This window comes from Pseudomonas sp. m6p (assembly GCF_055760375.1).
In genome coordinates this window covers 4,256,736-4,282,086 of the sequence record NZ_CM147084.1, presented here as the reverse complement: position 1 = coordinate 4,282,086, position 25,351 = coordinate 4,256,736, and the positions used below count along the sequence as shown (strand labels likewise).

The following is a 25,351-nucleotide window of genomic DNA, read 5'->3' as shown; positions in this document are numbered from 1 at the left end:
AACCCCACGACTCAGGACAAGACCATGACTCAACGCAAATTGTCTCCCTTGTTGGAAAAGCGCCGCGCAGCATTGGTCGATTACTGCATCGGTCAGGCTGCCAGGAAGAATTACTCTTTCGTGAAAACGCCGCAGGACCTGTTCGAGTTATTGCGCATGGATCCGCTGGACAACTACCCGGTGCAAAGTTCATGGGTTGCCGAGGCGACCAGTTGCGCGCAGCAATTCATTCATGCGGCTTATCGCAAGCTTGAGCCAGGCTACCAAGACAGCGCATTCCCGGCGGCGGAAGTGAAGCTCTGGGAGCTGTACAGCAATTACCCCGACTGGGCGGCGCTGACGTTGATCGCGGTCTATCCGGAAAACTTCATCAATCCCTTTGTGCGGCAACGCAAGACGCGTCTGTTCAAGGCGCTGGAAAATGATTTGAATCAGACGCGTCTGACCGACGATTCGGTGCGGCGTGCGTTGCAGGGATACCTCAAGGCATTCGAACAGACCTGCAATCTGGACGTTATCAGCGCCTGTCTGGATGGCGATTCGCCAAGCCGTGCAACTTACTATTTCGTCGCTCGTCAGCGGGTGCAGCCGTTGCAGTATTACTGGCGCAAGGCCGACATCGAACTCACTGCTGCCGGTAATCCGGTCAACCCGGCGACATGGAGTGAATGGCAACCTATCGACATTCCGGTGGGGGGCCGGGTTCTGGATATACGGCCGTTGTTCTGGGCGGGACGCCTGTGTCTGGTGTGGGCCGAATGGCGCGACCAGGTGGGTCAAAAAGGGGAGGACGGCTATCTGCCCCCCAAGCTGGATATCAACCTGGCGTTCATGAGCCAGAACGCGGAATGGTCCGCACCCCTGAGCTTGTGCAGCGCTGATCAGGACAGCGATATCAGCGCGGGTGCCCGGTTGCTGGCGATGACGTTGGCCGATGACCTCATTCACCACAAGGGACGGCTGGGTGTATTGCTCACCAGCCCGGCGGGTCTGAACATACGCGCCACCCGTGATGTGCTTTTTCGTCCGCTGGCCGAAGACGACGGCACTTGGCTCGATCATCTGGCCACTCATCGCTTCACCGATATTCTGACCTTGCAGCATCCGCTGACACCGAAGAATCAGCCAGTGGTCGCGATCAAGAGTGAGAGCTCGGGGGCGCTGACGGATTATTACGGGCTGCAGGCGGTGTTTTCGGAGGAGGGTGCAGAGGATTTTCTCTGGGTCAGGGGGCTGTGTCGGGCGAGGGGCGGAATCATCAGCGAGCTTGCCGATTTTGAGCTGGCACTGAGCAATGGTGCAGAAGGCGACCCTGCACCTGTCAAGGCATCAAAACCGGTCGTAGGGGGGTGGGCCACCGACTGGATGCACCTCAAGCGCTTGAAAGGCGGATTCACCGAGCTGCTCGAGTTCTCCTTGAGCAACGCCGAACAAGGCAGCAGGAAATTTACAGTCTCGCTGACCAGGATCACCCGTTTCGTGCCGCCGACGCTGGAAAAAAATACGCTGGATGCCGCGCAGTTCATCGGATTCAGACAGCCCGGTATGTTGCCCCGCACACGCTTGAACTCGCTGTTCGGCCCGGAGCTGGTGCAGCGGAGCAATATTTCCGTGGAGGCCGTACTGGACTGGGACACCCAGTTCCTGACGGAACCCCCTCCAGCTGCGGGTCCGATCGCTGAGCCGAACGGGGCGTTCGACGGGGCCAATGGTCTGTATTTCTGGGAGCTGTTTTTTCATCTGCCGCATTTGGTGGCGACCCGTTTGCGGGCTGAGGATCGCTATCTGGAGGCGCAGAACTGGCTGCATTATGTGTTCGATCCGCAAGCCGTTGAAACGTCGGTCGAACCGAAGAAACCTCGTTATTGGCGCTGCCGCCCCCTGGCGAGCGAGGGGAACGTCGGGTACGAAACACAGATGCCCACCGATCCTGATGCGATTGCCTATGCCGCACCACGACACTATCGGATTCTGGTGTTCACCGAGTACGTGAGAAACCTGGTCGCGTGGGGCGACTGGTACTACCGCCAGCTCACCCGCGATGCGCTGGTGGCGGCAAAACTGTGTTACGTACAAGCCGAGTTTCTGATGGGCAAGCCGCCCTTTGCCCGGACGGTGACTCGCTGGCAAGCGCGGACGGTAGATGACTTGTTGAAGCAGAGCACGAACCGCCCGACGCTCGAACAGTTCGAGCAGGAACTGCAGTTTGCTCCGGCAGACATTCCTCCGGCTGCCGAAGCGTCACCGTTGCTGGGCCTGCTGGCGAACGAGCCGTTCAAACTGCCGATCAACGAACAGTTGCTTGATCTGTTCGACTGGCCGGGCCAGCGACTGAACAACTTGCGCAACAACCTGACCCTGGATGGCAAACTACTGGACGTTCCGCTGTTCAGCCCGCCCACCGATCCCAACCAATTGTTGCTCGATCTGGCCGCTGGCGGGATTGGCATGCCGCGGCCGATGGGCGGACGTCTGGTGGTGGGCGCCTTCCGCTGGCGGGTCACCTACGAGGCGGCCTTGCGCGCCGTGCAGACCTTGCAGGAGTACGGCAGCCAGGTTTTGCGCCTGCTGGAACAGCGCGATCGGGCCGAGCAGGAAGAACTGCAACAAGAGCATCTCAAGGAACTGGGCGACTACGCCCGCACGGTTCAAGAACAATCCATTGCTCAGCTTGAAGCGGGGCTCACGGGCCTGCGCCAGAGTCAGACCATGGCCAGGCAGCGGGCCGATCGATACAACGTCTGGTACGACGAACACATCAGCGATGCCGAATACCAGGTCATGGAAAAGCTGCAGGCCGTCAAATGGATGAATGCCGGGACGCACGCGATCAAGACCGGAGGCGCGGTCGTGGGGGCCCTGCCGAGCATTTTCGGCATGGCCAACGGTGGCCATCGTCCAGAAAAAATCGCCGATGCCGTGGTTTTTGGTCTGGAAATCGGCGCGATGCTGTTGCAGGTCGACGCGGATAAACAGGCCATCACCGAAAGCTACCGCCTGCGCCGCAGAGAGTGGGAATTGCAACGCGATCAGGCATTGGCCGAAGTCGGTGCAATCGCAGAGCAGATCACCGCGCAGACATTCGCCCTCGAGGCGGCCAGGACAAGTCTGGAGCAAACCCTGCGGGCCAACGGTCAGGCACTGGTGCTCTACAACTACCTGAAGAAACGCGCGACCAATGCAGAATTGTTCGGCTGGCTGCTGGGCCAGCTCAAGGCCTTGCACTATCAGGCTTACGATGCGGTGGTCAGTCTGTGCCTGAGTGCCCGTGCGTCGTTGAGTGCTGAAACCGGCAATTACGAAACCGCTGAGGCGTTGCCGCAGGTCTGGCTGGACAACCGTCACGGGCTGACCGCCGGTGAACACTTGCGCGAATACCTGCTGCGCATGGATCGGCTGTACCTGCAAAGCCATGAGCGTCGTCTGGAGCGAGTGAAGACCATTTCGCTGCGACGGCTGTTCGATGACAAGGTTGATCCGCAGACGGGATTCTCCGACTGGACCCAGGCACGGGACGAATTGATCGACAAGGGCATGCTGGAGTTCCAGCTGACGCAGTTGTCATTCGATCGTGATCACCCGGGTGAGTATTGCCGGCAGATCAACCTGGTCGAGGTCGATCTGCCCGGACTGCTCGGACCTTATCAGGATGTACTGGCGACGCTGCTGCAGATTGGCAGCATGACCGCTACCCAGGCCTCGGCACGCTCGGTCGAGTACCTGCATCAGCCGGCGGGCAAGGTGGCGCCTGCCGAGGTGCTGTTCAATTTGCGCAGTGGTCAGCAGATCGGTTTATCGGCAGGGCTCGCCGACACCGGCATGAACGCCGGTAAACCGGACGAGGGCTTGCTCAACCCGTTCGAGAACACCGGTGCGGTCTCGCGCTGGCAGTTGCACTTTCCCTGGCCCAAAAGCGCGGGGCAAGCGTCGATGCTCGAATCGCTTACCGACATCATTGTGCGCGTCCGGTACACGGCCAAGGCCGGTGAGCCGACGTTTACCCTCGCTGTCAAAGACCTGGTCACCCGGGCGCTGACTTCCCGCCAGTCACGTAAAAACCAAGGAGCAGACCATCATGTTTGAACCGGTGATTCAGGCTAATGACAGTCTGGTGCTGAACGGGGATTTCCGTGAGAGTCTGGACTTCTGGGAAAAGGGCAACAATGAACGTGAGATTTCAGTCACAGGCGAGGAGTATGAACATGTGCAGATTAAAGTGCTTACTGTGGGAAACCGTGCCTCTATCTCTCAACAGTTCACTTTACCTGTGGAACCGGGTGCCAGCGCCAGGTATGTGCTGAGTTTTTTGTATGAAACGCGGCACACCGAACCGGGAAAAATACTCATCACGGCTGAAAATGGCACCCTGTTGAGAGAAATACTGTTGCCGCCGGGCAGCCCTCGCAACTTTGCAGAGGATCGGGTCCGGATTGCCAGTGGGCAGACGCGGGAATTCAAACCGACGTTCTACAACGCTCCGTTCGATCTGCCGGTGCAGCGCCAGGACAAGATTCGCCTCACAATCGTCGCTCCGGCCAATGCTGATCCCGAGGACTATCACCTGCAGGTTGTGATCACCCGCATTCGCCTGGACTTGCACCTTGCGTTGCCGCAGGTGCGCACGGTGAAGGTAGACGCAGAGCACTTGTTGCCTGACGAGTCGGTTTTTCTGGGGCTGGGCGCGACGGAGGACTTGCAGCACCGACTTGAGTTCATACTCGCCCCCGACAGTCCCTGGCTGCACACCAAAGCTGCGTTGGTGTGCGATGACAATCCACAAGGTGCCATTATTGCGACCCCTGACTGGGGCGTGGATCAACCACTGGATTCACCGTGGTTCCTTCAATGCCCGTTGATCGGTGATCAGGAACCTTACCTGTTTACGGTGCAACTGGTGAACCAGTTCACCGCCGAGCCTTATTCGATGCAGGTCTCGCTGGGGCATCACCGGCTGATGTTCGGTGAGGTGCTGGAAGCCTCGTATTTCCCGGTGCTGGAGTTGGAGCAATCAGTGCGTCTGGGGGTGCGAGTGGCGTCCTGGTACACCGGTCAGTTTCTGGCTGGGCGCATGGTGACCTGGGCCACAGAAGAGCGGGGGGTTCTGAGCACGACACCCACCGACCCGGAAGGCTGGGCGTATTTCGATTATCTGCCTGTTGCCGCAGGCGACATCGCCATTCTGGCCTCGGTGGCGAGCCCTTACTACGCCAGCGGGGTCGAGACCACGAAGCTGGACGTTCGTGTGCTGGCGACCGATCCATGGAAAGACGTACTGGCCGTGGTAGAAGGCGATGCCTCGCCCTGGGCGCAAAAGACCGGTTATCCCAATCGGGGTTCGACTTATCAGCTGAGTGTGCGGCTGCCTGAGGCGTTACGTGGCACTGAGCTGGCCATGCACTGGGAAGGCGATAGCGCGGCACAGTTGGGTGTGGGGGTACGTCCCGAGCTGGAAGAATGGGTGCCCTCCGACGCCGCCGACCTGACCTGGGAACTGGACTGCCGGGACGAGCTTGACGGGCATTTCCAGCTGCTGCTGTCGTGCTCGAAGTTGCTACTGCGTTCTGACAGGAAACACATGTCACTGGCACGCAATCTGGTGCGCATTGGCGACGTTCAGGAGGCCAACAAGTTTCCCGTGGTGGACGAAGGCGAAAGTGTTCTGTTGCGGGTGCAGGTGGTGCATGTAGTCACCAGCGGCGACGGCGAGCCGGTCAACAATGCACGGGTGGACTGGCAGACGCCCGAAGGCACGATTGTCACCCGATCGGGGCTCGGCGGCTGGGCCAGTGTGCTGTATCAACCGAGCCGCGCCGGTGAGCTGGTGGTGACCGCTCGCGTGCGGGCACACGATGACGCGGTGCCGATAGAGCGACCGTTTGCAGTGACGGCGCTGGCCAGCAGTCCGTGGAAGAATCAGGTCAGGATTTTGTTCGACGATGTAGCAGTCGATCTGGCCGAGCTGGGGTTGCTGTGCTGGCGCGGAGCCCCCCACACACTGAAAGTCGAACCCACGGCCGGCAGTGTACTGCTTGACCAGATGGTGACGTTGCAATGGCGGGGGGAGTCGCCGGGAATCGGGTTGACCGTCACGTCTATCGGCGAGCCGCGCAAGCTTGAGGCAAAAGGGCTGGAGTGGACGTTCAGTTCGCAGGCCGCCTCGAGTACCAGCAGTCTGTTCAGCCTGACCTTGAGCAGTCCGGTGCTTGCCGCGCCACGGGAGTTGTTCGGTCGGCTGATCTCTACAGCGCTTGTGGATGAACTGACGGTGATGCTGGATCAGGTGACTGCAACAATCGCCAGTCAGAGAATGTTTCCCTGCATCGGGGCCACGCACAGCTTGCGTTACCTGCCCAATGCCTTGAGTCCTCTGGTGGGATTGCAGGGGACGTTGATGTGGCTGGGAACCCCGGCTGACGAGCTGGACGCGAGCGTCGAGCCTCCGCTCGATACTGCCCGGCCACTCGAAGACGGTGGTGTCGGATGGGTACTGGACTTCAGCGCGAGCAAGGTCTCTGGCAACTTTATGCTGGGTCTTTATTTGCCGGCATTAAGCCTGTCCATGACCGCCAACCCGATGCAGCTCGGCCACAACAAGTTGCGAATCGAAGGCTGGCGTGAGTCCGCGGTCCATGCCGTCCTTGGCAAGGATAAAGCCTGGAGTTGGATCCGGGTGGTCTCGGCTTTCACCCGCCAGGCAGTCGCGCAGGTGGCGGTGCAGTGGACGAGCGCGATCGGCTCCGACACCGTCGCCAGCGATGACCTCGGCTGGTCGGGTTTTGGCCTGCTGCCGGTTACTGCGGGTCAGCAGGAGGTGGTGGCCCATGTGCATAGCCTGTTCGATGGCTATGTGGAGCAGCGTGCCCTGTCCTTTACGGCAATTGCCGGTGACCCTTGGGAGGATGTGCGGGTGCGGTTCGATGGGCATGATGAACATCCATGGGGCAGTCACACCTACTTTCCGCGACGCAACGGTTCACATGCCATCGAGGTACTGTTCCCGGAGGGCAGCCCATTGCTCGACCAGGAGCTGACCCTGGGTTTGACCGGCACCGGGCCAGTGGAATTGGGGCTGAGTTTCGAACCCGCGCTCGGCGCGCCACGCCAGCCTTCAGCCTTCGGTTTTCTGCGCTATTCCTTGCGTTGCGCCGACCTGAAGGACGGCAGCTTCGCGCTGCGCCTTGGAGCCGAGCGCCTCGCCAGCCTGTCGCCGGCCAACGCGATGTCGCTGGGGGAGGGCGCGCAGGTGTGGAAACTGCTCACCAGTACTAGCGTTCAGCAAGTGGTGGAATGGGAGCAGGAACTGGTCGAGCAGGTGAAAGTGGTGTCGTCCGTTTCTGGTCAAGGTATCGCCGGCGTATTGGTGACCTGGCGCAACGAAGATCTGGGAACGACCACCAGTCTGACCGACTTTTATGGTGTTGCCACTGTGCGCTTCAAACCGCAGACGCCGGGCCCGGCGGTAGTGACGGCGAAGGTGGGAGAGACAACGCATGCGGAGTCGGTTGAGCTGCGGTATACGCTTGAAGAACCGCGCGTCATCAGCGAATTGTACGAACCGGAAGACTCTCGTTTGCCACCCAATGAGCAACAGGCGCATGCCATAGCCAAAGTGGTGTCGGCACGTACCGGTTTACCGCTGGCGGGTGTGCAGGTGCGCTGGGATTTTGCAGGCAGTACCTTGACGCCGTCGGTGACGGATGAGGAGGGTCTTGCGCGGTTGACCTTTAATTATCCGGCTGACGTAGATGAAGTCTTATCGGCCATTGTCCGAGGCGGGTTGGGTGGTTGGGATATGGCGCGACTGGGATATTTCGGCATTGTGCCGGAGATTGAGTCGTTGACCAGTCCCGATACAAATATCGATCTGGGCAAAGAGGCAACGGCCGAGGTCCGGGTGGTGTCGCGTCACGATGGCCGGGCCCTGGCAGGCGTCAGGGTCATCTGGGATTATCCGGAGTTGACGTTGCCGGCTACTTACACGGGGCCGGATGGAAAATCGCGCGTTGATTTCAGACCGATTGAAACAGGAGTGTATGAGTTGCGGGCAACGGTTGCCTTGGGCGGCTCGCAGTCACTGGAGTTTGAGGTATTTGATCCTGCGAGCAGACCGCAGATCGTAATGATACAAAAGCTTCATGGACAGTCGATTATTGGTAAGGAAGCTCATATACAGGTTCGCGTTGCGAACACAGCCTTGGTGCCGATCAAGGGTGAGCAGGTTTTCTGGAGTTTCCCGAATTTGGAACTTGCGGCGTCACGAACAGATGACGACGGCTTTGCAGAGGTCAGATTCATTTTGCCCGCTTGGGATAGCGTCTCGGCGACTGTCAGGGGAGGTTCAAGTTGGAGTTTGCGTCTGTAAACGTGCTCCCGTTGTCATAGGTGTTATCAAAATACACCGGATCGCTTCCAGCTCATGTAACGGCTCAGCAGCTCCGTGCTTAGCCCGCTGGGGCGCACATCCAGCACCTGAACGGCATGAGCATTCAACTGCTCATGCAACTCGGCCCGGGCATTGAGGTAATCCACCGTGCCGCAATAAGCCAGTGCTTCGGGCAGCGTTTGTACCGGGGCATTGCGCACGCGATCGAGGGTTTCCTCGCGCAGGCTGACCACCAGCACTTGATGCTGCTGGCTCAGACGTTTGACGCTGGCGAGCAGGTCTTCGGTGTCCTCGTCACGCAGGTTGGTCAGCAGCACGATCAGCGCCCGGCGCTTCTGCCGCGCCAACAGCTGATGGGTCGCGGTTGAATAGTCGGCAGGACGCTGACTGCTGTCCAGATCATAAACGGCGTTGAGCAGGACCTTGAGCTGACTGGCACCCTTGATCGGCGCGAGAAAACGCGGTTGCGCGACGGCGAAGGTGCTCAGCCCCACGGCATCACCCTGACGCAGGGCCACGTGGCTCAGCAGCAGACACGCATTCAGCGCATGGTCGAAATGCGACAGCTCACCATCCTGGCTGCGCATTTGCCGGCCGCAATCAAGCATGAACATGAGCTGTTGATCACGCTCGTCCTGATACTCGCGGGCAATCGGCGTGCGCTGACGGGCGGTGGCTTTCCAGTCGATCTGGCGCAGGCTGTCGCCCTCGCGAAATTCGCGCAGTTGATGAAATTCCATCCCCTGGCCACGACGCTGGCGCTGACGTACGCCGAGCTGACTGAGCCAATTGTCCACTGCGAGCAGTTCGCCGCCGTACAGCCGGGCGAAGTCCGGATAGACGCGGATCTCGCCGCGCACGTCGAGCAGACGTTTGCCTGTCCACAGACCCAACGGGCTGGGCAGATTGATTTCGCAATGCTCGAAGCTGAAGTGACCACGTTTGAGCGGGCGCAGGCGATAGCCGACCTCGCTGTATTGCCCGGGTTGCAGTTCGACCGCCAGCGGCAGGTTTTCGAAGCTCAGGCCCTGTGGCACGTGGTCGAAAATCTCCACCGCGACCGGCTCGTTGAAGTCATGGCTGAGCTGTAGCCGTACCTCGCTCCAGCGTCCGAGCGCCAGGCTGCCTGGGGTCTGGCGCTGAATGCGTGGCGAGGGCCGGTGGCTGAGGCGCAGCGCATCGATGATCGCCAGTACCAGCAGCGCCAGGAGCAAGCCCCAGTTGATCGCCGACAGCGGGGCGGGCACGTCGATGTCGAGGGCTTGCAGGGTGCCCGTGAGGATACCGATGAGGCACAGGGCGGCGAGCCAGATCAATAACAGGCGCGAAGGTTTCATGGCGCTGTACCGGGTTGTCTGCTGAAAAGATCGCAGGCTGCGATCTTTTGATCTTTCCTGAACTCTCACAAGCGCGGTGCCGGCACTTGGTCGAGCAACTGCTGCAGCACCTGATCGACCTGCAGACCTTCGATGTCCAGCTCTGGCGCTACTCGCACCCGATGGCGCAGCACCGAGAGCGCGCAGCCCTTGATGTCATCGGGAAGCACAAACTCGCCGCCGCGCAGCAACGCACGGGCGCGGGCGCATCGCACCAGTGCAATCGAGGCTCGCGGGCCGGCGCCGAGGGTCAGGCCGGGCCAGGAGCGGGTGCTGCGTGCCAGTCGCACCGCGTAATCCAGCACTTGGTCGTCAATCGGCAGGTCGCTGGCGATGCGTTGCAAGGCCTGCACGTCCTTGGCCTGCAAGACCGTGCGCAACGGCTGTACATCAAGCATGTCGGCGCGGGTCGAGCGGCTGACCTGACGCACCATGTTCAACTCCTGCTCGGCCTCCGGGTAATCCATGCGCACCTTGAGCATGAAACGGTCGAGCTCGGCTTCCGGCAGCGGATAAGTGCCTTCCTGTTCGATCGGGTTTTGCGTGGCGAGCACCATGAACGGCTGGGCGATCGGCAGCGCCCGGCCTTCGAGGGTGACCTGGCGTTCCTGCATCGCTTCGAGCAATGCGGCTTGAGTCTTGGCCGGGGCGCGGTTGATCTCGTCGGCCAGCAGCAGGTGGGTGAACAACGGCCCTTTGCGCAGCTTGAATTGTTCGCTCTGCAGGTCGTAGACCGCGTGGCCGGTGACGTCGCTGGGCATCAAGTCCGGGGTGAACTGGATGCGCGCGAACTCGCCGCCGAAGCATTTCGCCAGGGCGCGAACCAGCAGCGTCTTGCCAAGTCCGGGGACGCCTTCGAGCAGCACGTGGCCGCCGGCGATCAACGCGGTCAGCACGTCGTCAATCACGCTGTTCTGGCCGATCAAGGCCTTCTGCAATTCGCCGCGCACCGCTTGCGCCAACTGGCTGGCACGCTGGCGTTGCTGGGCGGCGTGAGTGGCGCTGCCGGGCTCGATCTGTTCACTCATAGCGTGTTCCTCAAGGTTTGCAGGTGGGCCACCTGGCGACTGAAATCAGCGCTGCTCATGCGCTGTTTCGGCACCGGGCTCAGGGCTTGGCTGATGGCGCGGGTCGGCTGTCGGGTCAGGCGCGACAGCACCAGCCATTGCTCGGCCACGTTCAATTGGTCGAAGCCGGGATGACGGCGGCGGGCACGGCGCAGTACGTCCTGCTGCAGGGCTTGCAACAGCGTGTGCTGACCGTTGTGGCGAAGGATGAAATCGGCACTGGCGCGCAAGTGCTCCTGCAACTGGCGCCGGCCGCTCGGGGCGGGCGCCTGCAATGGCCCGTGGCGCACAGCAACGTGCCACAGGCCGAGGACGATCAGCGCCAGCAGGGCGACGATGGCTTGCGGGAAGTAACGCCAGAGCAAGGTCAGCAGACCATCGTGCGTCGTGCTGTAAATCAGCGTGACGTCGGTGTCGGCGCTCAGGTACCAGAGCAGCCAGGCGTTGTCGTGCTTGCCGATAGCCGGGGTTTTCCACAGTTCGGCATCGGTGACCACCGTGATCGAGCCGACGCCGTAGGGTAATTGCATCATGTGCGTGGCCTTGGCGCTGTTGGCCCAGGCCTGGGCGAGATTCTTCGGGTCGTCCAGATGGAACGCGGTGTCGAAACCGGCGTAGGCCGGCGCGTCCTCGTCTTCGAGGTAGAGTTTGGTCAGGTTCGGGTACGGGTCATCGGCCAGGTCCGCCGGCGGTTCCTTGAGATCCTTGCTCAGCGACTGGTGCAACTGCACCCGGTCCAGCAACAGGTCATCGCTCTGTTTGGCCTGCTTGTCCCACAACGCTTCGGCCACGAACACGATTCGCCCGCCGGCGCGAGCCCAGTTCAACACTTGATCAACCTGACGCGGGGTCATGCGCGAACGCTCGCCAAACAACAGCAGGGTGTGCCGGCGCGGATCAATATCGGGCAGCACCGCCAGCGTTTCGGCATGGCTGACGTTGAGGCCGTGCTCGCGCAAAAACATTTCTGCCGCCAGATAAGGATTGGCTTGCGCCTGGGGCGAGGGGCCGTGATCGATCACTTCCTGATAGGGCCGGGCCTTGAGGTACAGATAAACGCTCAACGCGGCGAGCAGGGCGACGATCAGCCCACCGAGCAACCACGCGCCGCGCCGGCTCAAGCGTGCGCTCCATGGTCGAACAAGGCGCGCCAGCCGTCACACAGTTCTTGTCGCAGATGGGCCGCTGGCTCGCGGTGCCCATAGGCCATGTTCTGCCAGTGCAGCGTCAGGCTGCGACTGAACGCCAGCAGTTCAGGGCGCTGCAGTTGCTCAACCCGCAGCAGTACCTGATGCTCGGTGTCGGCGGGTTTCAAGGTCAGGGCAAAATCGTGCAGCAGACGGCTGAGCAATCCGCGATAGAGCAGGCCCAGCGCGGCGCGCGGCTGGGTTTGCCAGAGTTGTTCGGCGCTGGCGGCGATGTCGTCGGGCAGGGATTGCGGGTTCAGGTCAAGGCCGAATGCTTGCTGTGGGGCAGGAGGCCGGACGCGGGCGGGCGGCTTCGGCCGAAGGCTGACGAAGGTGCGCAGGAATTCGCGGTAGCGCCAGATCAGCCAGCCGATAGCCGCGAGCAACGCGCCCCACAGCAGCACCTCGATCAAAACCGCCACAGCATTGAAGCGTTGACCGTCGAGCCAGCCGAGCAGGGTTTTCAGCCATTGCGGGGCCTCGCCGGGTTTGCCCTCGGCCGGGGCTGCCGGGTCGTCACCCAAGCGATAGCGCGTCACGCTTTCCTTGTTCTTGAACGGTGGTTGTTCGAGCATTGCCTTGATGCTGTCGTGCGCAGCCTGACTGGTCAGCGGTTGATTCAGCAGGCGGGGTGCCTCCGGAGCGTTGGTCGGCGCATCCGCCCACGCCGGCGGCACTGTCGGCAACCATAGACAGACGGCCAGCAGCAGGCCCAGAGCGCTGCCGCTCAGGCGCTGGCGCAAACGGCGGAATACCAGTTCGATGTCCCACGCCTCCAGTACAGTGCGTCGGTTCAGATACAGACTGAAACCGCAGGCGACATACACAGGTTCCCAGACCACCAGTACCAGCGCGTAGAAAGCGTTGGTCAGGTGCTCCAGCCAACGCCAGTGGTGATCGCTGTCGAGGATCAGCGATTGCCAGTCCCAGTCGGTTTCGATCTGCTGCGGCAGGAGCATGTAGAACAGCACCATCAGGCCGATCCACAGCGCGGTCTCCAGGTGCATGCCGATGATCGTCAGCCATTGCGCGGCGCCGGCATTGCGTTGCAGCAACACCTGCAAGCGCTGCTGACGCGCCGTGCCGTCGAGGCCTTCGAGTTGCACCACCGGCAGCAGGAAGCTGCGACTCAGGCTCAGGCGGCGCCAGGTCAGGCTGGCCAGCAGCTGTGGTTTCAACAGCCGCGGAAATTCGTGCAGGGCCTGTTTCAGCGTGGGCGTTTCGCCGAACAGGGCCTTGGACAGGATGTACAGCGGCAGGCGCTCGTACGCCGGTTTCAGCCACCAGAAAATCAATACCGCCAGCGACGGCGAATCCCACAGCAACAAGGTCAGCACGGCGAACAGCGGCAGGGTGACGATGGCCCAACTGGTCATCAACAGGCGTCGATGCTGTTGGCTCATGAGCACGCCCAGGTCCATGGCTTCCCAGCTGCTGCGCGGGCGGATCGCCACGGTGGCATCACTCAGGCGCATGGCGTGTCCTTCCGGCGAGCAGCAGATAAGCCGCGACGGCGATCCACAACGCAGCACCGACCGCGTATTTGATCTGCGGCGTGACCCCGGTCTTCGACGACCAGTACGCTTCGATGAACGCCGCGATCAACAGGAACAGCATGACCCCGCACACCAGCAGCACGCTTTTGCGCGCGGCCTCCACCAGCGCTTCGCCGCGCGTCAGCCGCCCGGGCGCAATCACGCTCCAGCCCAGTTTCAGCCCCGCCGCCCCCGCCAGGGCAATGGCCGTCAGCTCGAAGGCGCCGTGGCCAATCACGAATGACCAGAACGTCTGGCCAAAACCGATTTCGGTCAGGTGCCCGGCCACCGCACCGATGACCAGCCCGTTGTAGAACAGGAAAAATGCGCTGCCCACGCCCAGCAGCAAACCGCTGGCGAAGGTCTGGAAGGCGATGCCGATGTTGTTCATCACGTAATAACCGAACATCACCCAGTCCTCACTGGCCGCCCGTTCGGCCGAGCGCCCGAGGTGCCCGGCCACCGGGTCGTACATGCTCTGCATCTCGCGCACCTGTTCGGCGGGGATCAGGTGGTAGATCAGTTCGGGAAAGGCATACACCAGCAAGGCGAAGCCGATCAGGCTGCCGAAAAACACCAGGCCAGCGGCCAGCACGAATGGCCATTCGGCGCGCACCAGCCGGGGGAAGTCAGCGAGGATGAAACCGAGCAGGTTGGCGGCGAAGCGACTGCGGTGCCGATACAGCTGCTGGTGGCCGCGCAACACCAGTTGTTGCAGCGAGTCGATCAGAAAACTGCTGTAGCCGCGCTCCTGCGCCAATGCCAGATGCTGGCAGAGGCGTCGATAAGCCTTGGGGAATCCGGCCACCTGCGAAGTGTCCTTGCCACGTTCGAGGCGTTCCAGAGCCAGCGTGAAACGCTCCCATTCGGCCTTGTGGCGAGCTTCGAAAAGACTTTGCTTCATGTCGGACCCAGCAAGCCGCGTGCGATGCCATTGAGCTCGCTGAGCGCTTTGGGTGCCGGGATGTGCAGCGGCTGGGCGAGCAGGGCGGCCAGCTCATTGACCCGCGCCGGCGACAGTTCGGCCTGGCGTTCGGCGAAGGCGAGCAGGGCCCGTTGTTCGCTGAGGTTGAGCGGCACGGGCGAGCGGCGCGGCTGGACGTCGGGTAATTGCGGGCGAAGCAGGGCGGGTTCGCTGTAGACCACCAGAGTGCCGGCGGCGATGTCGCCCAGGCGTTTGAAGGTGGGATGTTGCAGGCAACTGATGGCGCCAAAGGCGTAACCGAAGGGCAGCAGATCGACAAAACGCAGCAGGTTGCGCAGCAGCGACGCCGACCAGCCAACCGGTGTGCCGTTGTCGTGGATCACTCGCAGGCCCATCCATTGCTTGCCTGGCGAACGGCCCTGACGCAGCACTTCGAACAGCACCATGTACCACCAGCTGACGGCAAACAGCAGCAACGAACCCAGGCCCATGCCGAGCTGGCCAAGAAACGCCAGCACCAGGAACAGCACGCCGAGGATGGCGCCGCGAATGCCCAGGTCGATGCCGAAGGCGAGGCTGCGCACCAACAGACCGGCCGGGCGCAACGGCAGGTCAATGCCCTCCGGGGTTTCCACCGGATAGCGGGTATCGAGTGGCGGGTTCAGCGGTGCTTTCCGTGGCAGTGCTGTGTTCTCGAGCATGGGCTACCTGATGGGGCCGGATCGGGATACGAGATTTGTCCGATGCTAGCAGCCTCTTGGGGGAAAACGACATAACTATGTATTGCACCGCGTGTGGCGCAGGCTGGCCGAATGACACGGCGCTGGCCGCAATGGCGGTTGAACGCCTAGACTTTGCTGATCTCAAGTTCAGGAACCGCCCGTGACTTCAATCTTCTGGTACGACTACGAAACCACCGGCATCAATCCGCGCAATGACCGTCCGCTGCAGGTCGCCGGGATTCGCACCGACCACGATCTCAATGAAATCGACGAACCGGTCAACCTCTACTGCCAGCCCAGCGAAGACATCCTGCCGCACCCGGCGGCGTGCGCCATTACCGGTATCACCCCGAGCCGTCTCGCCGAACAGGGTTTGAGCGAAGCCGACTTCATGACTCGGGTGCATGCGCAACTGGCGGCACCCGGAACTTGCGGTGCGGGTTACAACACCCTGCGTTTCGACGACGAGATGACCCGCTACAGCCTCTATCGCAATTTCTTCGACCCGTATGCCCGTGAATGGCAGGGCGGCAACAGTCGTTGGGACCTGATCGATGTGGTGCGCGCCGCGTATGCGTTGCGCCCCGACGGTCTGGTCTGGCCGACCGATGACGAAGGCAAGGTCACCCTCAAGCTCGAACGCCTGACGGTCGCCAACAACATCGACCATGGGCATGCTCACGAAGCGCTCTCGGACGTACGTGCCACCATCGCCCTGGCGCGGTTGATCCGCGAGAAACAGCCGAAGTTGTATGAGTGGCTGTTCCAACTGCGCAGCAAACAGAAAGTCATGGATCAGATTCGCCTGTTGCAGCCGCTGGTGCACATCTCCGGGCGCTTTTCGGCGGCGCGCCACTATGTTGGTGTGGTATTGCCATTGGCCTGGCATCCGCGCAATCGCAATGCCCTGATCGTCTGTGACTTGCACCTTGACCCGCAAGGTCTGCTCGATCTGGACGCCGAAACGCTGCGTCAGCGCCTGTACACCCGTCGCGACGACCTCGCCGAGGGGGAACTGCCGGTGCCGCTCAAACTGATTCACATCAACCGTTGTCCGGTGGTGGCGCCGTTGTCGGTATTGCGTGCCGCAGATCAGCAGCGCCTGGATCTGGACATGGCGCTCTACCAGACGCGTGCGCTGCGGCTAAGTGACGCACAACAAGTTTGGAAAGATAAAGTAACGGCAATTTATGCCAGCGAAGATTTCACCCCGAATGAAGATCCGGAGCAGCAGTTGTACGATGGATTTATCGGTGATCGCGATCGGCGCCTGTGCGAGCAAGTGAGGACAGCGGATCCGGCGCAATTAGCGCAAGAGCACTGGCCGTTCGATGATGAACGTCTGCCGGAATTACTCTTTCGATATCGCGCACGCAACTTTCCCGATACGTTGAGTTTTGCCGAGCAAGAGCGCTGGAGAATATTCTGCCGGCAGCGTTTGTCCGAGCCGCACATGGGCGCACCTAATACCCTGCAATCTTTTGCCGAAGCCGTGCAGCAATGGGCGCTTAGTGCTACGCCGATGCAGAATCAAGTGCTCAATGAGTGGCAGAATTATGTCCAGGCATTGCGCAAACGTTTGAATCTTTGAAATCGAACATAGTGCGTCGATGAAACATCACGCATAAAAAAACGCCAGCGTATGCTGGCGTTTTTCATGGGTCGCAGAGGCTATCGGCGACCGGCGTTGCGGCTTAGCCCAGCAGGGTAGCCCAGCCTTCAACCACGTCACCGCCCCACTTGGCTTTCCACTCTTTCAGGGTCTTGTGGTTGCCACCTTTGGTTTCGATGACTTCGCCGTTGTGCGGGTTTTTGTATTGTTTAACTTTGCGTGCGCGCTTGGTGCCAGTAGTTTTGACTGCGACGCCACGGGTGCCTTTGGTTTTCGATTCCGGATCCAGCAGGGCGATGATGTCGCGCAGGGACTTGGAGTATTCGCCCATCAGGGTGCGCAGTTTGCCTTCGAATTCCAGCTCGGCTTGCAATTTGTCGTCTTGCGACAGATTCTTCAAACGGGCTTGCAGCTCTTTGATAGCTTCTTCGGTGGCGCGATATTCGTTGATCAAGGACATGGTAACTACCTTATGCGGATGTGTTGAATGGCAGGGGACAGTGCCGCAATAATAGTCAGGCTGTTTCATCAAGTAAACATTTAAGCGGTTTTTTTATTTGAATTAGTTACGTGAAATAACCGGTAAATTGAATGGTCATCTAAATAATGTGATGCAGTCATCACGAATATTCACAATTATCTGGCCGAACAGCTTCACGAGCACATCATCGCTTTGTCGTACAGTGCGCTCAGGCGCCATGAGCCGCGCCTTCTCGGGGCGAGTGCTGATCAATACTGCAGTTTCCGCGCACAGTCGCTAGAATGGCCGCCTTTGCGAAGTTCTGGAGTTTCCCCCTCATGCGCACCTTTCGGTTGGTGATTTCCTGCCCTGACCGCGTTGGCATCGTTGCCAAAGTCAGTAACTTTCTGGCATCCCACAACGGCTGGATCACCGAAGCGAGCCACCATTCGGATAATCAGAACGGCTGGTTCTTCATGCGTCACGAGATCCGCGCCGATTCGCTGCCGTTCGGTATTGAAGTGCTGCGCGAGAAGTTTGCGCCAATCGCCGAAGAGTTCTCGATGGACTGGCGCATCACTGACACCGAGCAGAAGAAACGCGTGGTACTGATGGCCAGCCGCGAATCCCACTGCCTGGCCGACTTGCTGCACCGCTGGCACAGCGACGAACTCGATTGCGAAATCTCCTGCGTGATTTCCAACCACAATGACCTGCGCAGCATGGTCGAGTGGCACGGCATTCCTTATTACCATGTCCCGGTCAATCCGCAGGACAAGGAGCCAGCGTTCGCCGAAGTCTCGCGTCTGGTCAAACAGCACGACGCCGAAGTGGTGGTGCTGGCGCGCTACATGCAGATCCTGCCGCCGGCGCTGTGCCGCGAATACGCGCACAAGGTGATCAACATTCACCACAGTTTCCTGCCGTCGTTCGTCGGTGCCAAGCCGTACCATCAGGCGTCGCTGCGCGGCGTGAAGCTGATCGGCGCGACTTGCCACTATGTGACCGAAGAGCTGGACGCCGGTCCGATCATCGAGCAGGACGTGGTGCGCGTCAGCCACAGCGACAGCATTGAAGACATGGTGCGTTTCGGCCGTGACGTCGAGAAGATGGTGTTGGCCCGTGGCCTGCGTTATCACCTCGAAGACCGCGTGCTGGTGCATGGCAACAAGACCGTGGTGTTCTGATCTACCCCACGCGTGCTTGAATAAAGAAGGGCCTGGGCGTTCAATCGTCCCAGGCCCTTTTTTCGTTTCAGCCCTTGAGGAACTGCCCGTGAGCGATCCACTGGACAAAGCCACTTCGAAAGCGCCGGCCACATTGGGCGAAGGTTGTCTGAGCCGTTATGACCCGGATGACCTGAGCCCGGAAGACGGCACCGAGTTTCCCGGCGCCGCCGAGTTGTGGGAGCAGATGAAGGAGGCGGACGAACCTAAGAAGCCTGCCTGATCTTCAGCAGCTTCTTGAGCAATGGCCGCCCCAGCATCAACAGAAACACCGGGCCGCCCACCACCAGATAGAAATAGAACGTCACCACCCGCCAGATCAGGATCGCTGCCGCCGCGGTGGATTTGCCGATCATCGGTGCCAGCAGCGCCGCCGAAGTCAGTTCCGCCGCCCCCGCGCCACCGGGCAACAGGCTCATTTGACCAGCCCCCAGCGACAGCATCTGCACCAGAAAACTCCAGGCCCACTGCAGGTCCGCGCCGAGTCCGCGCAGGGCCAGATACAGCACGCTGTAACGCAGCAGCCAGTGCATGCAGGTCAGGGCGAAAACCTTGGTCAGCGTCTGCCACGGCAACTTGAGTGTGTCGATAAACGCATCGAGAAAATGCAGCAGCTTGCGTGCCCAGCGCCGGCGCGTGGCCGGTTGCACGTTGAGGCGGGCGAGCAGGCGTCCGCTCAGAAGAATCAGGCGACGGTGGTAGCGCGCCAGCAGCACGCAACTGAACAGACCACCGAACAGTGACACGGCGCTGACCATCAGCAGCCACTCCAGACGATCACTGAGGTGCTGGAACAACGCGTAAATCAGAATCCCGCTCAGGGCGCAGAGAAAGAACAGCAGATCGCTCAACTGATCCATGGCAAACACCGCACTGCCTCGGGCCGGGCGCACGCCGCTGCGCGCCAGCAAGGCCATGATCGTCAGCGGCCCGCCACTGCCGCCGGGCGTGGCGCAGTAGGCGAACTCCGCGGCCATCACCACACCGAGGCTTTTCAGCGGCGTGACCCGATCGCGCTGATCGCCCAGCAGCAGGCGCAGGCGCAGGGTGTTGATGCCCCAGCAAAGCAGAATCATGCCGAACATGATCAGCAGCCAGTGCAGCGGAAAGTTCTGCAACCGCGCGCCGATCTCGCCGCCGCCGAGCAGCACCGGGATCAGTACAGCGGCGAGCAGGCCGATCAACAACACGATGCCGCGACTCATGCAGCGCGCTCCATTCGCTCGCGGTGCTCGGTGAGCCAGTCGATTTTGCTCATGGGCGTGCGTCCTTCTGCCAGCAGCCGTTCAAGGGTTTGCAGCCAGTAAGACCGCGCGAATGGGTGGCGCATGTCTACCGGGTGCAAGCCTAGACGAATCACCGCGGCGTCGCGCCAGTGCTGTTGGCGCTGTTCGCTGACGATTTTTGACAAACCCCGGCGCCAGGCACTGCGCGCGCTCCAGACCAGACCCGGGGCGTTGATGGCGGTGAAATCCGGCAATTGATAAAGATGTTGCGGGTCGCTGGTGTAGCTCAATGACGTTTCACGAAGGGCCTGGCGGGTGCCCTCGCTCATCAGCCAGGCCGGGGCGACGAAACCGTGCAACGGCCAGCCATTGCGCCGGAACAGTTCGATGCCGTCGCGCAGTCGCGCCAGGGCGGCTTCGCGGGACAGGCGATAAAACTCCCCTTCGTGGGTGTAGATTCGGCGCATGAACCAGTCGCGCGGCGTGGTCGGAGCCGGCTCGCGGTCGTCATGGAAAAAACCGTGCAAGGCCAGTTCATCGCCACGGGCCACGCGCTCGCCGAGCATTCGGCAAAACGCGGGATGATCCTCAAGCGCATCGTGGCCATGGAAATCCGGAACGACCAGCCAGGTCATCGGCACGCCGCCCATTGCGTCGACCGCCTCGACAAATGGCCGATAATCCGCCCACGTCGACGGTGCCACGTCGTGCAGCACCAGCAGCACTGCGCGGTCATTCAAGGAATCAGCCATTGGCCACCCTGGGCAGAGAGTGACCGAGCACCGCGTGGTAATGGCCGAGCAGGCTGTCGACCACGCTGTCCCAGGAATAACGCCGTTCGACGTGTTGCCGCGCCTGTTGGCCGAGTTTCACGCAGCCGCGACTGAACAGCTCGCGCACGGCATTGGCCATGGCTTGCGGGTTGTTCGGTGCACAAAGCAAGCCGCAGTCTTCGGCGACGATTTCTTCAAACGCCCCGGCCGCCACGGCGACTACCGGAATCCCGCAGGCCATGGCTTCAAGGATCACCAGACCGAAGGTTTCCTGGTCACCGGCATGGATCAGGGCATCGGCGCTGGCCATCAACCGGGCCACGGTGGCGGCAGGACAGAACCCGTCGATCACGCTGACATTGTCCGGCACCACGGCGGGCATCGATGAACCGACCAGCAACAGGTGATAGCGCGGGCCGAGGCGTTGCATGCATTTGAGCAGCACCGGCAGGTTCTTTTCTTTGGAGCCGCGTCCGGCAAAAATCAGCAGACGGGTGTCTTCGGCAATTCCCAGTTCGGCGCGCAAGCCCCCGTCGCGGGCGCCTGGATGGAAGGTTTGCAGATCCACCCCCAGCGGCTGCACGAACACGTTGCGCACCCCCAGGCCCTGGAGCTTGTCGGCCATCACCTGACTCGGCGCCAGCACCCGGTCGAAGTTGCCGTACAGTTTGCTGACGTAAGCCTCGACATTCGGCGTGACCCAATGGCCCATTCGGTTACTCACCAGCAACGGCAGGTCCGAGTGATAAAAGCCGATCACCGGTACATCCAGTTGACGCCGCGCGTCGAGCGCCGCCCAGGCAGTCAGGTACGGGTCGCCGACTTCGATCAGATCCGGTTGCAAGTCCTGCAGGACATTGCGCCACGGCGCAAGACGCACGGGGAAGCGATAACCTTTGCCGAAGGGCAGGGCAGGTGCGGGCACTGTGTAGACGCCGTCGTGTTCACCGAAGTGCGCACCGGGGATCAACAGGCTGTGGCGAATGCCCGGTTTGACGCCCAATCGTCGATGCTTGGCGTCCAGGTACGTGCGTACGCCGCCGCTGGCCGGGGCGTAGAACATGGTGATATCGGCGATGTGCACAATGACGAGCCCTCCGCTGTGCTGCTCTCCCTTGGTTGACCTTTATCCAGAATAGATGTTCGGTCGGGAATTGGCGGTGGGTCTCAAGGGTAATAAGATCGCAGCCTGCGGCAGCTCCTACACAGGATGTGTGTTCACCCTGTAGGAGCTGCCGCAGGCTGCGATCTTTTGATCTTAGATGCGGAAACTTCCGACCAACTGCTGCAGCCGCGAAGCCTGCTGCTCCAGATCCGAACAGGCGCGCAAGGTCGCCTGCAGGTTTTCGACGCCTTCCTGGTTCAATGTGTTGATTTCGGTGATGTCGACGTTGATCGACTCGACCACCGCTGTCTGCTCCTCGGTCGCGGTGGCCACCGACTGGTTCATCCCGTCGATCTCGCCGATGCGCTGGGTCACGCTGTTCAGGCGTTCGCCGGCAAGATTGGCGATTTCCACGCTGTCCTGGCTGTGGCGCTGGCTGTCGCTCATGGTACTCACCGATTCACGGGCGCCGACTTGCAGCTCCTCGATCATGGTTTGCACCTGCTGCGCCGATTCCTGAGTGCGGTGCGCCAGGTTGCGGACTTCGTCGGCGACCACGGCAAAACCGCGTCCGGCTTCACCGGCACGTGCCGCTTCGATCGCGGCATTGAGCGCCAGCAGATTGGTCTGCTGGGAGATGCTGGTGATCACTTCCAGAATCTGCCCGATGTTCACGGTTTTGCTGTTCAGCGACTCGATATTGGTGCTGGAGGCGCTGAGCATGCTCGACAGTTGGTTCATCGCCTTGATGCTGCGATCCACCACTTGCTGGCCGTCTTCGGCGAGGCCGCGGGCGTCGCTGGCCTGGTTCGAGGCTTGTGCGGCGTTGCGCGCGATTTCCTGGGCGGCAGCGCCCAGTTGATTGATCGCGGCGGCGACGCTGCTGGTGCGCGAGGCTTGCTGGTCGGAGTTGTACATCGACGAGTTGGACGCGGCGACCACGCGCAGCGCGACCTCGTTGACCTGGCCGGTGGCCGACGACACTTCGCGGATCGAGCCGTGGATACGCTCGACGAAGCGGTTGAATGCGGTACCCAGCACGCCGAATTCATCGTTGTTGACGATAGTCAGGCGCTTGGTCAGGTCGCCCTCGCCATCGGCGATGCCTTCCATGGCGCGGGTCATGACGTGCAGCGGCTGAATCAGCAGGCGAATCAGCATGCCCAGCAGCGCAATGATGATCACCACCGCAATCACGGTGGCAATCACCGCCGAGGTGCGGAACTCGCTGAGCATCGAGAAGGCTTTGTCCTTGTCCACCGACAGACCGATGTACCAGTTCACCGACGGCAGGCCTTTGATCGGGGTGAAGCTGACGATGCGCGTCTTGCCGTCGACGGTGATTTCACTGAAGTCGCTGCTGATGCGCGGGGTGTCCTGCGGATAGGCTTCTTTCAGTGACTTCATCACCAGCGCCTTGTCCGGGTGCACGAGGATCTTGCCGTCGGCGCTGACCAGGAACGCGTAGCCCATGCCGGAGAAGTCGCGGGCGGTGAGGGTGTCGACCAGGGTTTGCAGGCTCAGGTCGCCGCCCACCACGCCGACGCTTTGACCGGCTTTTTTCGAGGCGGTGGCGATGGAGATGATCAACTGTCCGGTGGCGGCGTCGATGTACGGTTCGGTCAGGGTCGAGGCGCTGCTGCTCTCGGCACCTTTATACCAAGGGCGCACCCGTGGATCGAAGCCGTCCGGCATCTTTACGTCCGGGCGGATGGTGAAGTGACCGGTGGCATCGCCCAGGTACGTGGCCATGAACGTCGAGGTCAGGGATTTCTGCTCCAGCAGGCTGGCGACGTTGGCCGGTTCCGGGTTGATGGCGATGTTCTGCGCGGCGTTCTCGACCAGCAGAATGCGCCCGTTGAGCCAGGTCTGAATGTTGTCGGCGGTGACTTCGCCCATCTCGTTGAGATAGTTGTTCAGGTCATCGCGGATCGCGTTGCGTTGCAGCCAGTCGTTGTACAGCGTGAACGAGGCGAAAGCGGCGATGACGATGAGGGCGGCGGCAAGCAAAATTTTATGGCTGAAGCGCAGGTTTTTGTTCATGGCTTGGGGTTCCGCTAAGGTCTTAATGTCCTGGGCGTGCTTTTATAAAGACGCGCAATATGGGCAAGGGTGAAAAAAACTGATATTTCCGGCTCTCCTTAGGGAAATGTCCGACCGACTTTTCAGTCAGGTTCTCGCCCTTAGCTATCGGCCACAGCGGATTAAAGATTAACCATAGGTGACAAAATGCCTGACACATCGCAACTCGTTATCGGCGCCGATCTGGCGGGGCAACCGATTGCTCAGGCCATGCGCCTGGCCAACCGCCACGGGCTGATCGCCGGTGCGACCGGGACCGGCAAGACCGTGACTTTGCAACGTCTTGCCGAAGCGTTCAGTGACGCCGGGGTCGCGGTGTTCGCCGCCGACATCAAGGGCGACCTGTGCGGCCTGGGCGCTGCCGGCAATCCGCAGGGCAAGGTCGCCGAGCGCATCGCCGGGATGCCGTGGCTCGACCACAAGCCGCAGGCCTATCCGGTAACGCTGTGGGACATTCACGGCGAATCCGGTCATCCGTTGCGCACTACCTTGAGTGAAATGGGCCCGCTGCTGATCGGCAGCCTGCTGGAACTGACCGACAGCCAGCAGTCGGCGCTGTACGCGGCGTTTAAAGTGGCAGACCGCGAGGGCCTGTTGCTGCTGGATCTGAAAGACCTCAAGGCGCTGCTCAATCACCTCAAGGACAACCCGCAACTGTTGGGCGAAGACGCGGCGCTGATGACCACCGGTTCCAGCCAGGCGCTGTTGCGCCGGCTGGCGACCCTGGAGCAGCAGGGCGCTGAGGCGTTGTTCGGCGAACCGGCGCTGCAACTCGAAGACATTCTGCAACCGGCCGCCGATGGTCGTGGGCGGATTCACTTGCTCGATGCCAGTCGTCTGGTACATGAGGCGCCAAAGGTCTACGCGACGTTCCTGCTGTGGCTGCTGGCCGAGCTGTTCGAACAGTTGCCGGAGCGCGGCGATGCCGACAAACCGCTGCTGGCGCTGTTCTTCGATGAAGCGCATTTGTTGTTCGGTGATACGCCCAAGGCGTTGCAGGAGCGTCTGGAGCAGGTGGTGCGGCTGATCCGCTCGAAAGGCGTGGGTGTTTATTTCGTCACCCAGTCGCCGGGGGATTTGCCGGATGACGTGCTGGCGCAACTTGGCCTGCGCATCCAGCACGGTTTGCGCGCGTTTACCGCCAAGGAACAGAAATCCCTGCGCGCGGTGGCCGATGGCTTCCGGCCGAATCCGGCGTTCGATACGTTATCGGTATTGACGGAGCTGGGCATCGGCGAAGCGCTGGTCGGGACGCTGCAGGAAAAAGGCACGCCGGAAATGGTCCAGCGGGTGCTGGTGGCGCCGCCGCAGTCGCGGATCGGGCCGCTGAGCGAAACCGAACGCACCGTACTGATCGCCGGGTCGCCGTTCAAGGGCCGTTATGACAAACCGATCGATCGTGAATCGGCGTATGAAATCCTGATGGGCCGCAAGGATCTGGCGCCGGAGGCGGATGCGCCAGCGGGTAAGCCGGCAGCCGAAGAACCGAGCCTGGCCGATCGGGCCGGGGAATTCCTGGGGACTGCGGCGGGGCAGGCGCTGAAGTCAGCGATGCGTCAGGCGGCGAACAATCTCGGCAAACAACTGGTGCGCGGGCTGATGGGATCGTTGCTCGGCGGCAGCAAACGCCGCTAAAAGCAAAGATCGCAGCCTGCGGCAGATCCTGCAGGGG

At 61.3% G+C, this 25,351-nt stretch carries 17 protein-coding genes and 1 pseudogene; 6 read left to right on the top strand and 12 right to left on the bottom strand.

Annotated elements, in window-relative coordinates:
- The first annotated feature begins 24 nt into the window (after window positions 1–24).
- Both ACYZUM_RS19510 and ACYZUM_RS19505 read left to right on the top strand, forming a co-directional pair.
- Window positions 25–4,083 (top strand): Tc toxin subunit A-related protein, encoded by a 4,059-nt coding sequence (locus tag ACYZUM_RS19510; RefSeq protein WP_473061059.1) that lies wholly within the window; start codon window positions 25–27, stop codon window positions 4,081–4,083.
- On the top strand, window positions 4,076–8,362 hold the full coding sequence (locus tag ACYZUM_RS19505) for an MSCRAMM family protein (protein WP_473061058.1): 4,287 nt from the start codon (window positions 4,076–4,078) through the stop codon (window positions 8,360–8,362). Before ACYZUM_RS19510 ends, ACYZUM_RS19505 begins: the two co-directional genes overlap by 8 nt.
- 26 nt (window positions 8,363–8,388) lie before the next feature.
- On the opposite strand, the gene ACYZUM_RS19500 is transcribed toward ACYZUM_RS19505, so the two are convergent.
- The 6 genes from ACYZUM_RS19500 to ACYZUM_RS19475 form a co-directional block, all read right to left on the bottom strand.
- Window positions 8,389–9,720 (bottom strand): DUF58 domain-containing protein, encoded by a 1,332-nt coding sequence (locus ACYZUM_RS19500; protein ID WP_473061057.1) that lies wholly within the window; start codon window positions 9,718–9,720, stop codon window positions 8,389–8,391.
- 65 nt (window positions 9,721–9,785) lie between these two features.
- Window positions 9,786–10,787 carry an AAA family ATPase gene (locus ACYZUM_RS19495; RefSeq protein WP_095668456.1) on the bottom strand — a complete coding sequence of 334 codons (1,002 nt, stop codon included), beginning with the start codon at window positions 10,785–10,787 and terminating at the stop codon, window positions 9,786–9,788.
- The gene (locus ACYZUM_RS19490; protein ID WP_473061056.1) at window positions 10,784–11,947 is read right to left on the bottom strand and encodes a DUF4350 domain-containing protein; all 1,164 of its coding nucleotides are present in this window, start codon (window positions 11,945–11,947) and stop codon (window positions 10,784–10,786) included. Before ACYZUM_RS19490 ends, ACYZUM_RS19495 begins: the two co-directional genes overlap by 4 nt.
- On the bottom strand, window positions 11,944–13,488 hold the full coding sequence (locus ACYZUM_RS19485; protein ID WP_473061055.1) for a DUF4129 domain-containing protein: 1,545 nt from the start codon (window positions 13,486–13,488) through the stop codon (window positions 11,944–11,946). Before ACYZUM_RS19485 ends, ACYZUM_RS19490 begins: the two co-directional genes overlap by 4 nt.
- A complete protein-coding gene (locus ACYZUM_RS19480; RefSeq protein ID WP_473061054.1) occupies window positions 13,475–14,452 on the bottom strand; it encodes a stage II sporulation protein M in 978 nt (325 codons plus the stop codon). Before ACYZUM_RS19480 ends, ACYZUM_RS19485 begins: the two co-directional genes overlap by 14 nt.
- Window positions 14,449–15,174, bottom strand: a complete 726-nt coding sequence (locus tag ACYZUM_RS19475; RefSeq protein ID WP_473061053.1) for an RDD family protein — start codon at window positions 15,172–15,174, stop codon at window positions 14,449–14,451. Before ACYZUM_RS19475 ends, ACYZUM_RS19480 begins: the two co-directional genes overlap by 4 nt.
- A gap of 181 nt (window positions 15,175–15,355) precedes the next feature.
- Here ACYZUM_RS19475 and sbcB point away from each other — a divergent pair, with 181 nt between their 5' ends.
- Window positions 15,356–16,786, top strand: coding sequence for an exodeoxyribonuclease I (gene sbcB / locus ACYZUM_RS19470; protein ID WP_473061052.1), 1,431 nt, complete (start codon window positions 15,356–15,358; stop codon window positions 16,784–16,786).
- A 103-nt stretch (window positions 16,787–16,889) separates the two neighbouring features.
- On the opposite strand, the gene mvaT is transcribed toward sbcB, so the two are convergent.
- Window positions 16,890–17,267, bottom strand: coding sequence for a histone-like nucleoid-structuring protein MvaT (mvaT, locus tag ACYZUM_RS19465; RefSeq protein ID WP_041068510.1), 378 nt, complete (start codon window positions 17,265–17,267; stop codon window positions 16,890–16,892).
- Window positions 17,268–17,605: 338 nt separating this feature from the next.
- On the opposite strand from mvaT, the gene purU reads away from it, so the two are divergent.
- Together purU and ACYZUM_RS19455 are read left to right on the top strand one after the other, a co-directional pair.
- A complete protein-coding gene (gene purU / locus ACYZUM_RS19460) occupies window positions 17,606–18,454 on the top strand; it encodes a formyltetrahydrofolate deformylase (protein WP_003227580.1) in 849 nt (282 codons plus the stop codon).
- A gap of 88 nt (window positions 18,455–18,542) precedes the next feature.
- Complete coding sequence (locus ACYZUM_RS19455; protein WP_430292418.1) at window positions 18,543–18,716, top strand: hypothetical protein; 174 nt, start codon at window positions 18,543–18,545, stop codon at window positions 18,714–18,716.
- Here the strand turns inward: ACYZUM_RS19455 and ACYZUM_RS19450 are convergent.
- The 5 genes and pseudogenes from ACYZUM_RS19450 to ACYZUM_RS19430 form a co-directional block, all read right to left on the bottom strand.
- Window positions 18,700–19,698, bottom strand: a complete 999-nt coding sequence (locus tag ACYZUM_RS19450) for a lysylphosphatidylglycerol synthase transmembrane domain-containing protein (protein ID WP_473061051.1) — start codon at window positions 19,696–19,698, stop codon at window positions 18,700–18,702. The genes ACYZUM_RS19455 and ACYZUM_RS19450 overlap by 17 nt on opposite strands.
- Window positions 19,695–20,471, bottom strand: coding sequence for a DUF2334 domain-containing protein (locus ACYZUM_RS19445; RefSeq protein WP_473061050.1), 777 nt, complete (start codon window positions 20,469–20,471; stop codon window positions 19,695–19,697). Before ACYZUM_RS19445 ends, ACYZUM_RS19450 begins: the two co-directional genes overlap by 4 nt.
- Window positions 20,464–21,555: a glycosyltransferase family 4 protein gene (locus tag ACYZUM_RS19440; RefSeq protein WP_473061364.1), complete on the bottom strand. Its 1,092-nt coding sequence runs from the start codon at window positions 21,553–21,555 to the stop codon at window positions 20,464–20,466. The genes ACYZUM_RS19445 and ACYZUM_RS19440 overlap by 8 nt, the downstream gene beginning before the upstream one ends.
- Window positions 21,556–21,750: 195 nt before the next feature.
- The gene (locus ACYZUM_RS19435) at window positions 21,751–22,515 is read right to left on the bottom strand and encodes a methyl-accepting chemotaxis protein (RefSeq protein ID WP_371260380.1); all 765 of its coding nucleotides are present in this window, start codon (window positions 22,513–22,515) and stop codon (window positions 21,751–21,753) included.
- Window positions 22,516–22,608: 93 nt separating this feature from the next.
- A pseudogene (locus ACYZUM_RS19430) lies at window positions 22,609–23,640 on the bottom strand (HAMP domain-containing protein); the annotation flags it as partial.
- A gap of 186 nt (window positions 23,641–23,826) precedes the next feature.
- On the opposite strand from ACYZUM_RS19430, the gene ACYZUM_RS19425 reads away from it, so the two are divergent.
- The gene (locus ACYZUM_RS19425; protein WP_473061049.1) at window positions 23,827–25,314 is read left to right on the top strand and encodes a helicase HerA-like domain-containing protein; all 1,488 of its coding nucleotides are present in this window, start codon (window positions 23,827–23,829) and stop codon (window positions 25,312–25,314) included.
- Window positions 25,315–25,351 lie beyond the last annotated feature (37 nt).

Excerpts from the sequence above, each read along its gene's own strand:
- ACYZUM_RS19510 (WP_473061059.1), top strand. The coding sequence starts at position 25 with ATGACTCAACGCAAATTGTCTCCCTTGTTGGAAAAGCGCCGCGCAGCA.
- ACYZUM_RS19505 (WP_473061058.1), top strand. The coding sequence starts at position 4,076 with ATGTTTGAACCGGTGATTCAGGCTAATGACAGTCTGGTGCTGAACGGG.
- ACYZUM_RS19500 (WP_473061057.1), bottom strand. The coding sequence starts at position 9,720 with ATGAAACCTTCGCGCCTGTTATTGATCTGGCTCGCCGCCCTGTGCCTC.
- ACYZUM_RS19495 (WP_095668456.1), bottom strand. The coding sequence starts at position 10,787 with ATGAGTGAACAGATCGAGCCCGGCAGCGCCACTCACGCCGCCCAGCAA.
- ACYZUM_RS19485 (WP_473061055.1), bottom strand. The coding sequence starts at position 13,488 with ATGCGCCTGAGTGATGCCACCGTGGCGATCCGCCCGCGCAGCAGCTGG.
- ACYZUM_RS19480 (WP_473061054.1), bottom strand. The coding sequence starts at position 14,452 with ATGAAGCAAAGTCTTTTCGAAGCTCGCCACAAGGCCGAATGGGAGCGT.
- ACYZUM_RS19475 (WP_473061053.1), bottom strand. The coding sequence starts at position 15,174 with ATGCTCGAGAACACAGCACTGCCACGGAAAGCACCGCTGAACCCGCCA.
- mvaT (WP_041068510.1), bottom strand. The coding sequence starts at position 17,267 with ATGTCCTTGATCAACGAATATCGCGCCACCGAAGAAGCTATCAAAGAG.
- purU (WP_003227580.1), top strand. The coding sequence starts at position 17,606 with ATGCGCACCTTTCGGTTGGTGATTTCCTGCCCTGACCGCGTTGGCATC.
- ACYZUM_RS19450 (WP_473061051.1), bottom strand. The coding sequence starts at position 19,698 with ATGAGTCGCGGCATCGTGTTGTTGATCGGCCTGCTCGCCGCTGTACTG.
- ACYZUM_RS19445 (WP_473061050.1), bottom strand. The coding sequence starts at position 20,471 with ATGGCTGATTCCTTGAATGACCGCGCAGTGCTGCTGGTGCTGCACGAC.
- ACYZUM_RS19440 (WP_473061364.1), bottom strand. The coding sequence starts at position 21,555 with ATGTTCTACGCCCCGGCCAGCGGCGGCGTACGCACGTACCTGGACGCC.
- ACYZUM_RS19435 (WP_371260380.1), bottom strand. The coding sequence starts at position 22,515 with ATGTACAACTCCGACCAGCAAGCCTCGCGCACCAGCAGCGTCGCCGCC.
- ACYZUM_RS19425 (WP_473061049.1), top strand. The coding sequence starts at position 23,827 with ATGCCTGACACATCGCAACTCGTTATCGGCGCCGATCTGGCGGGGCAA.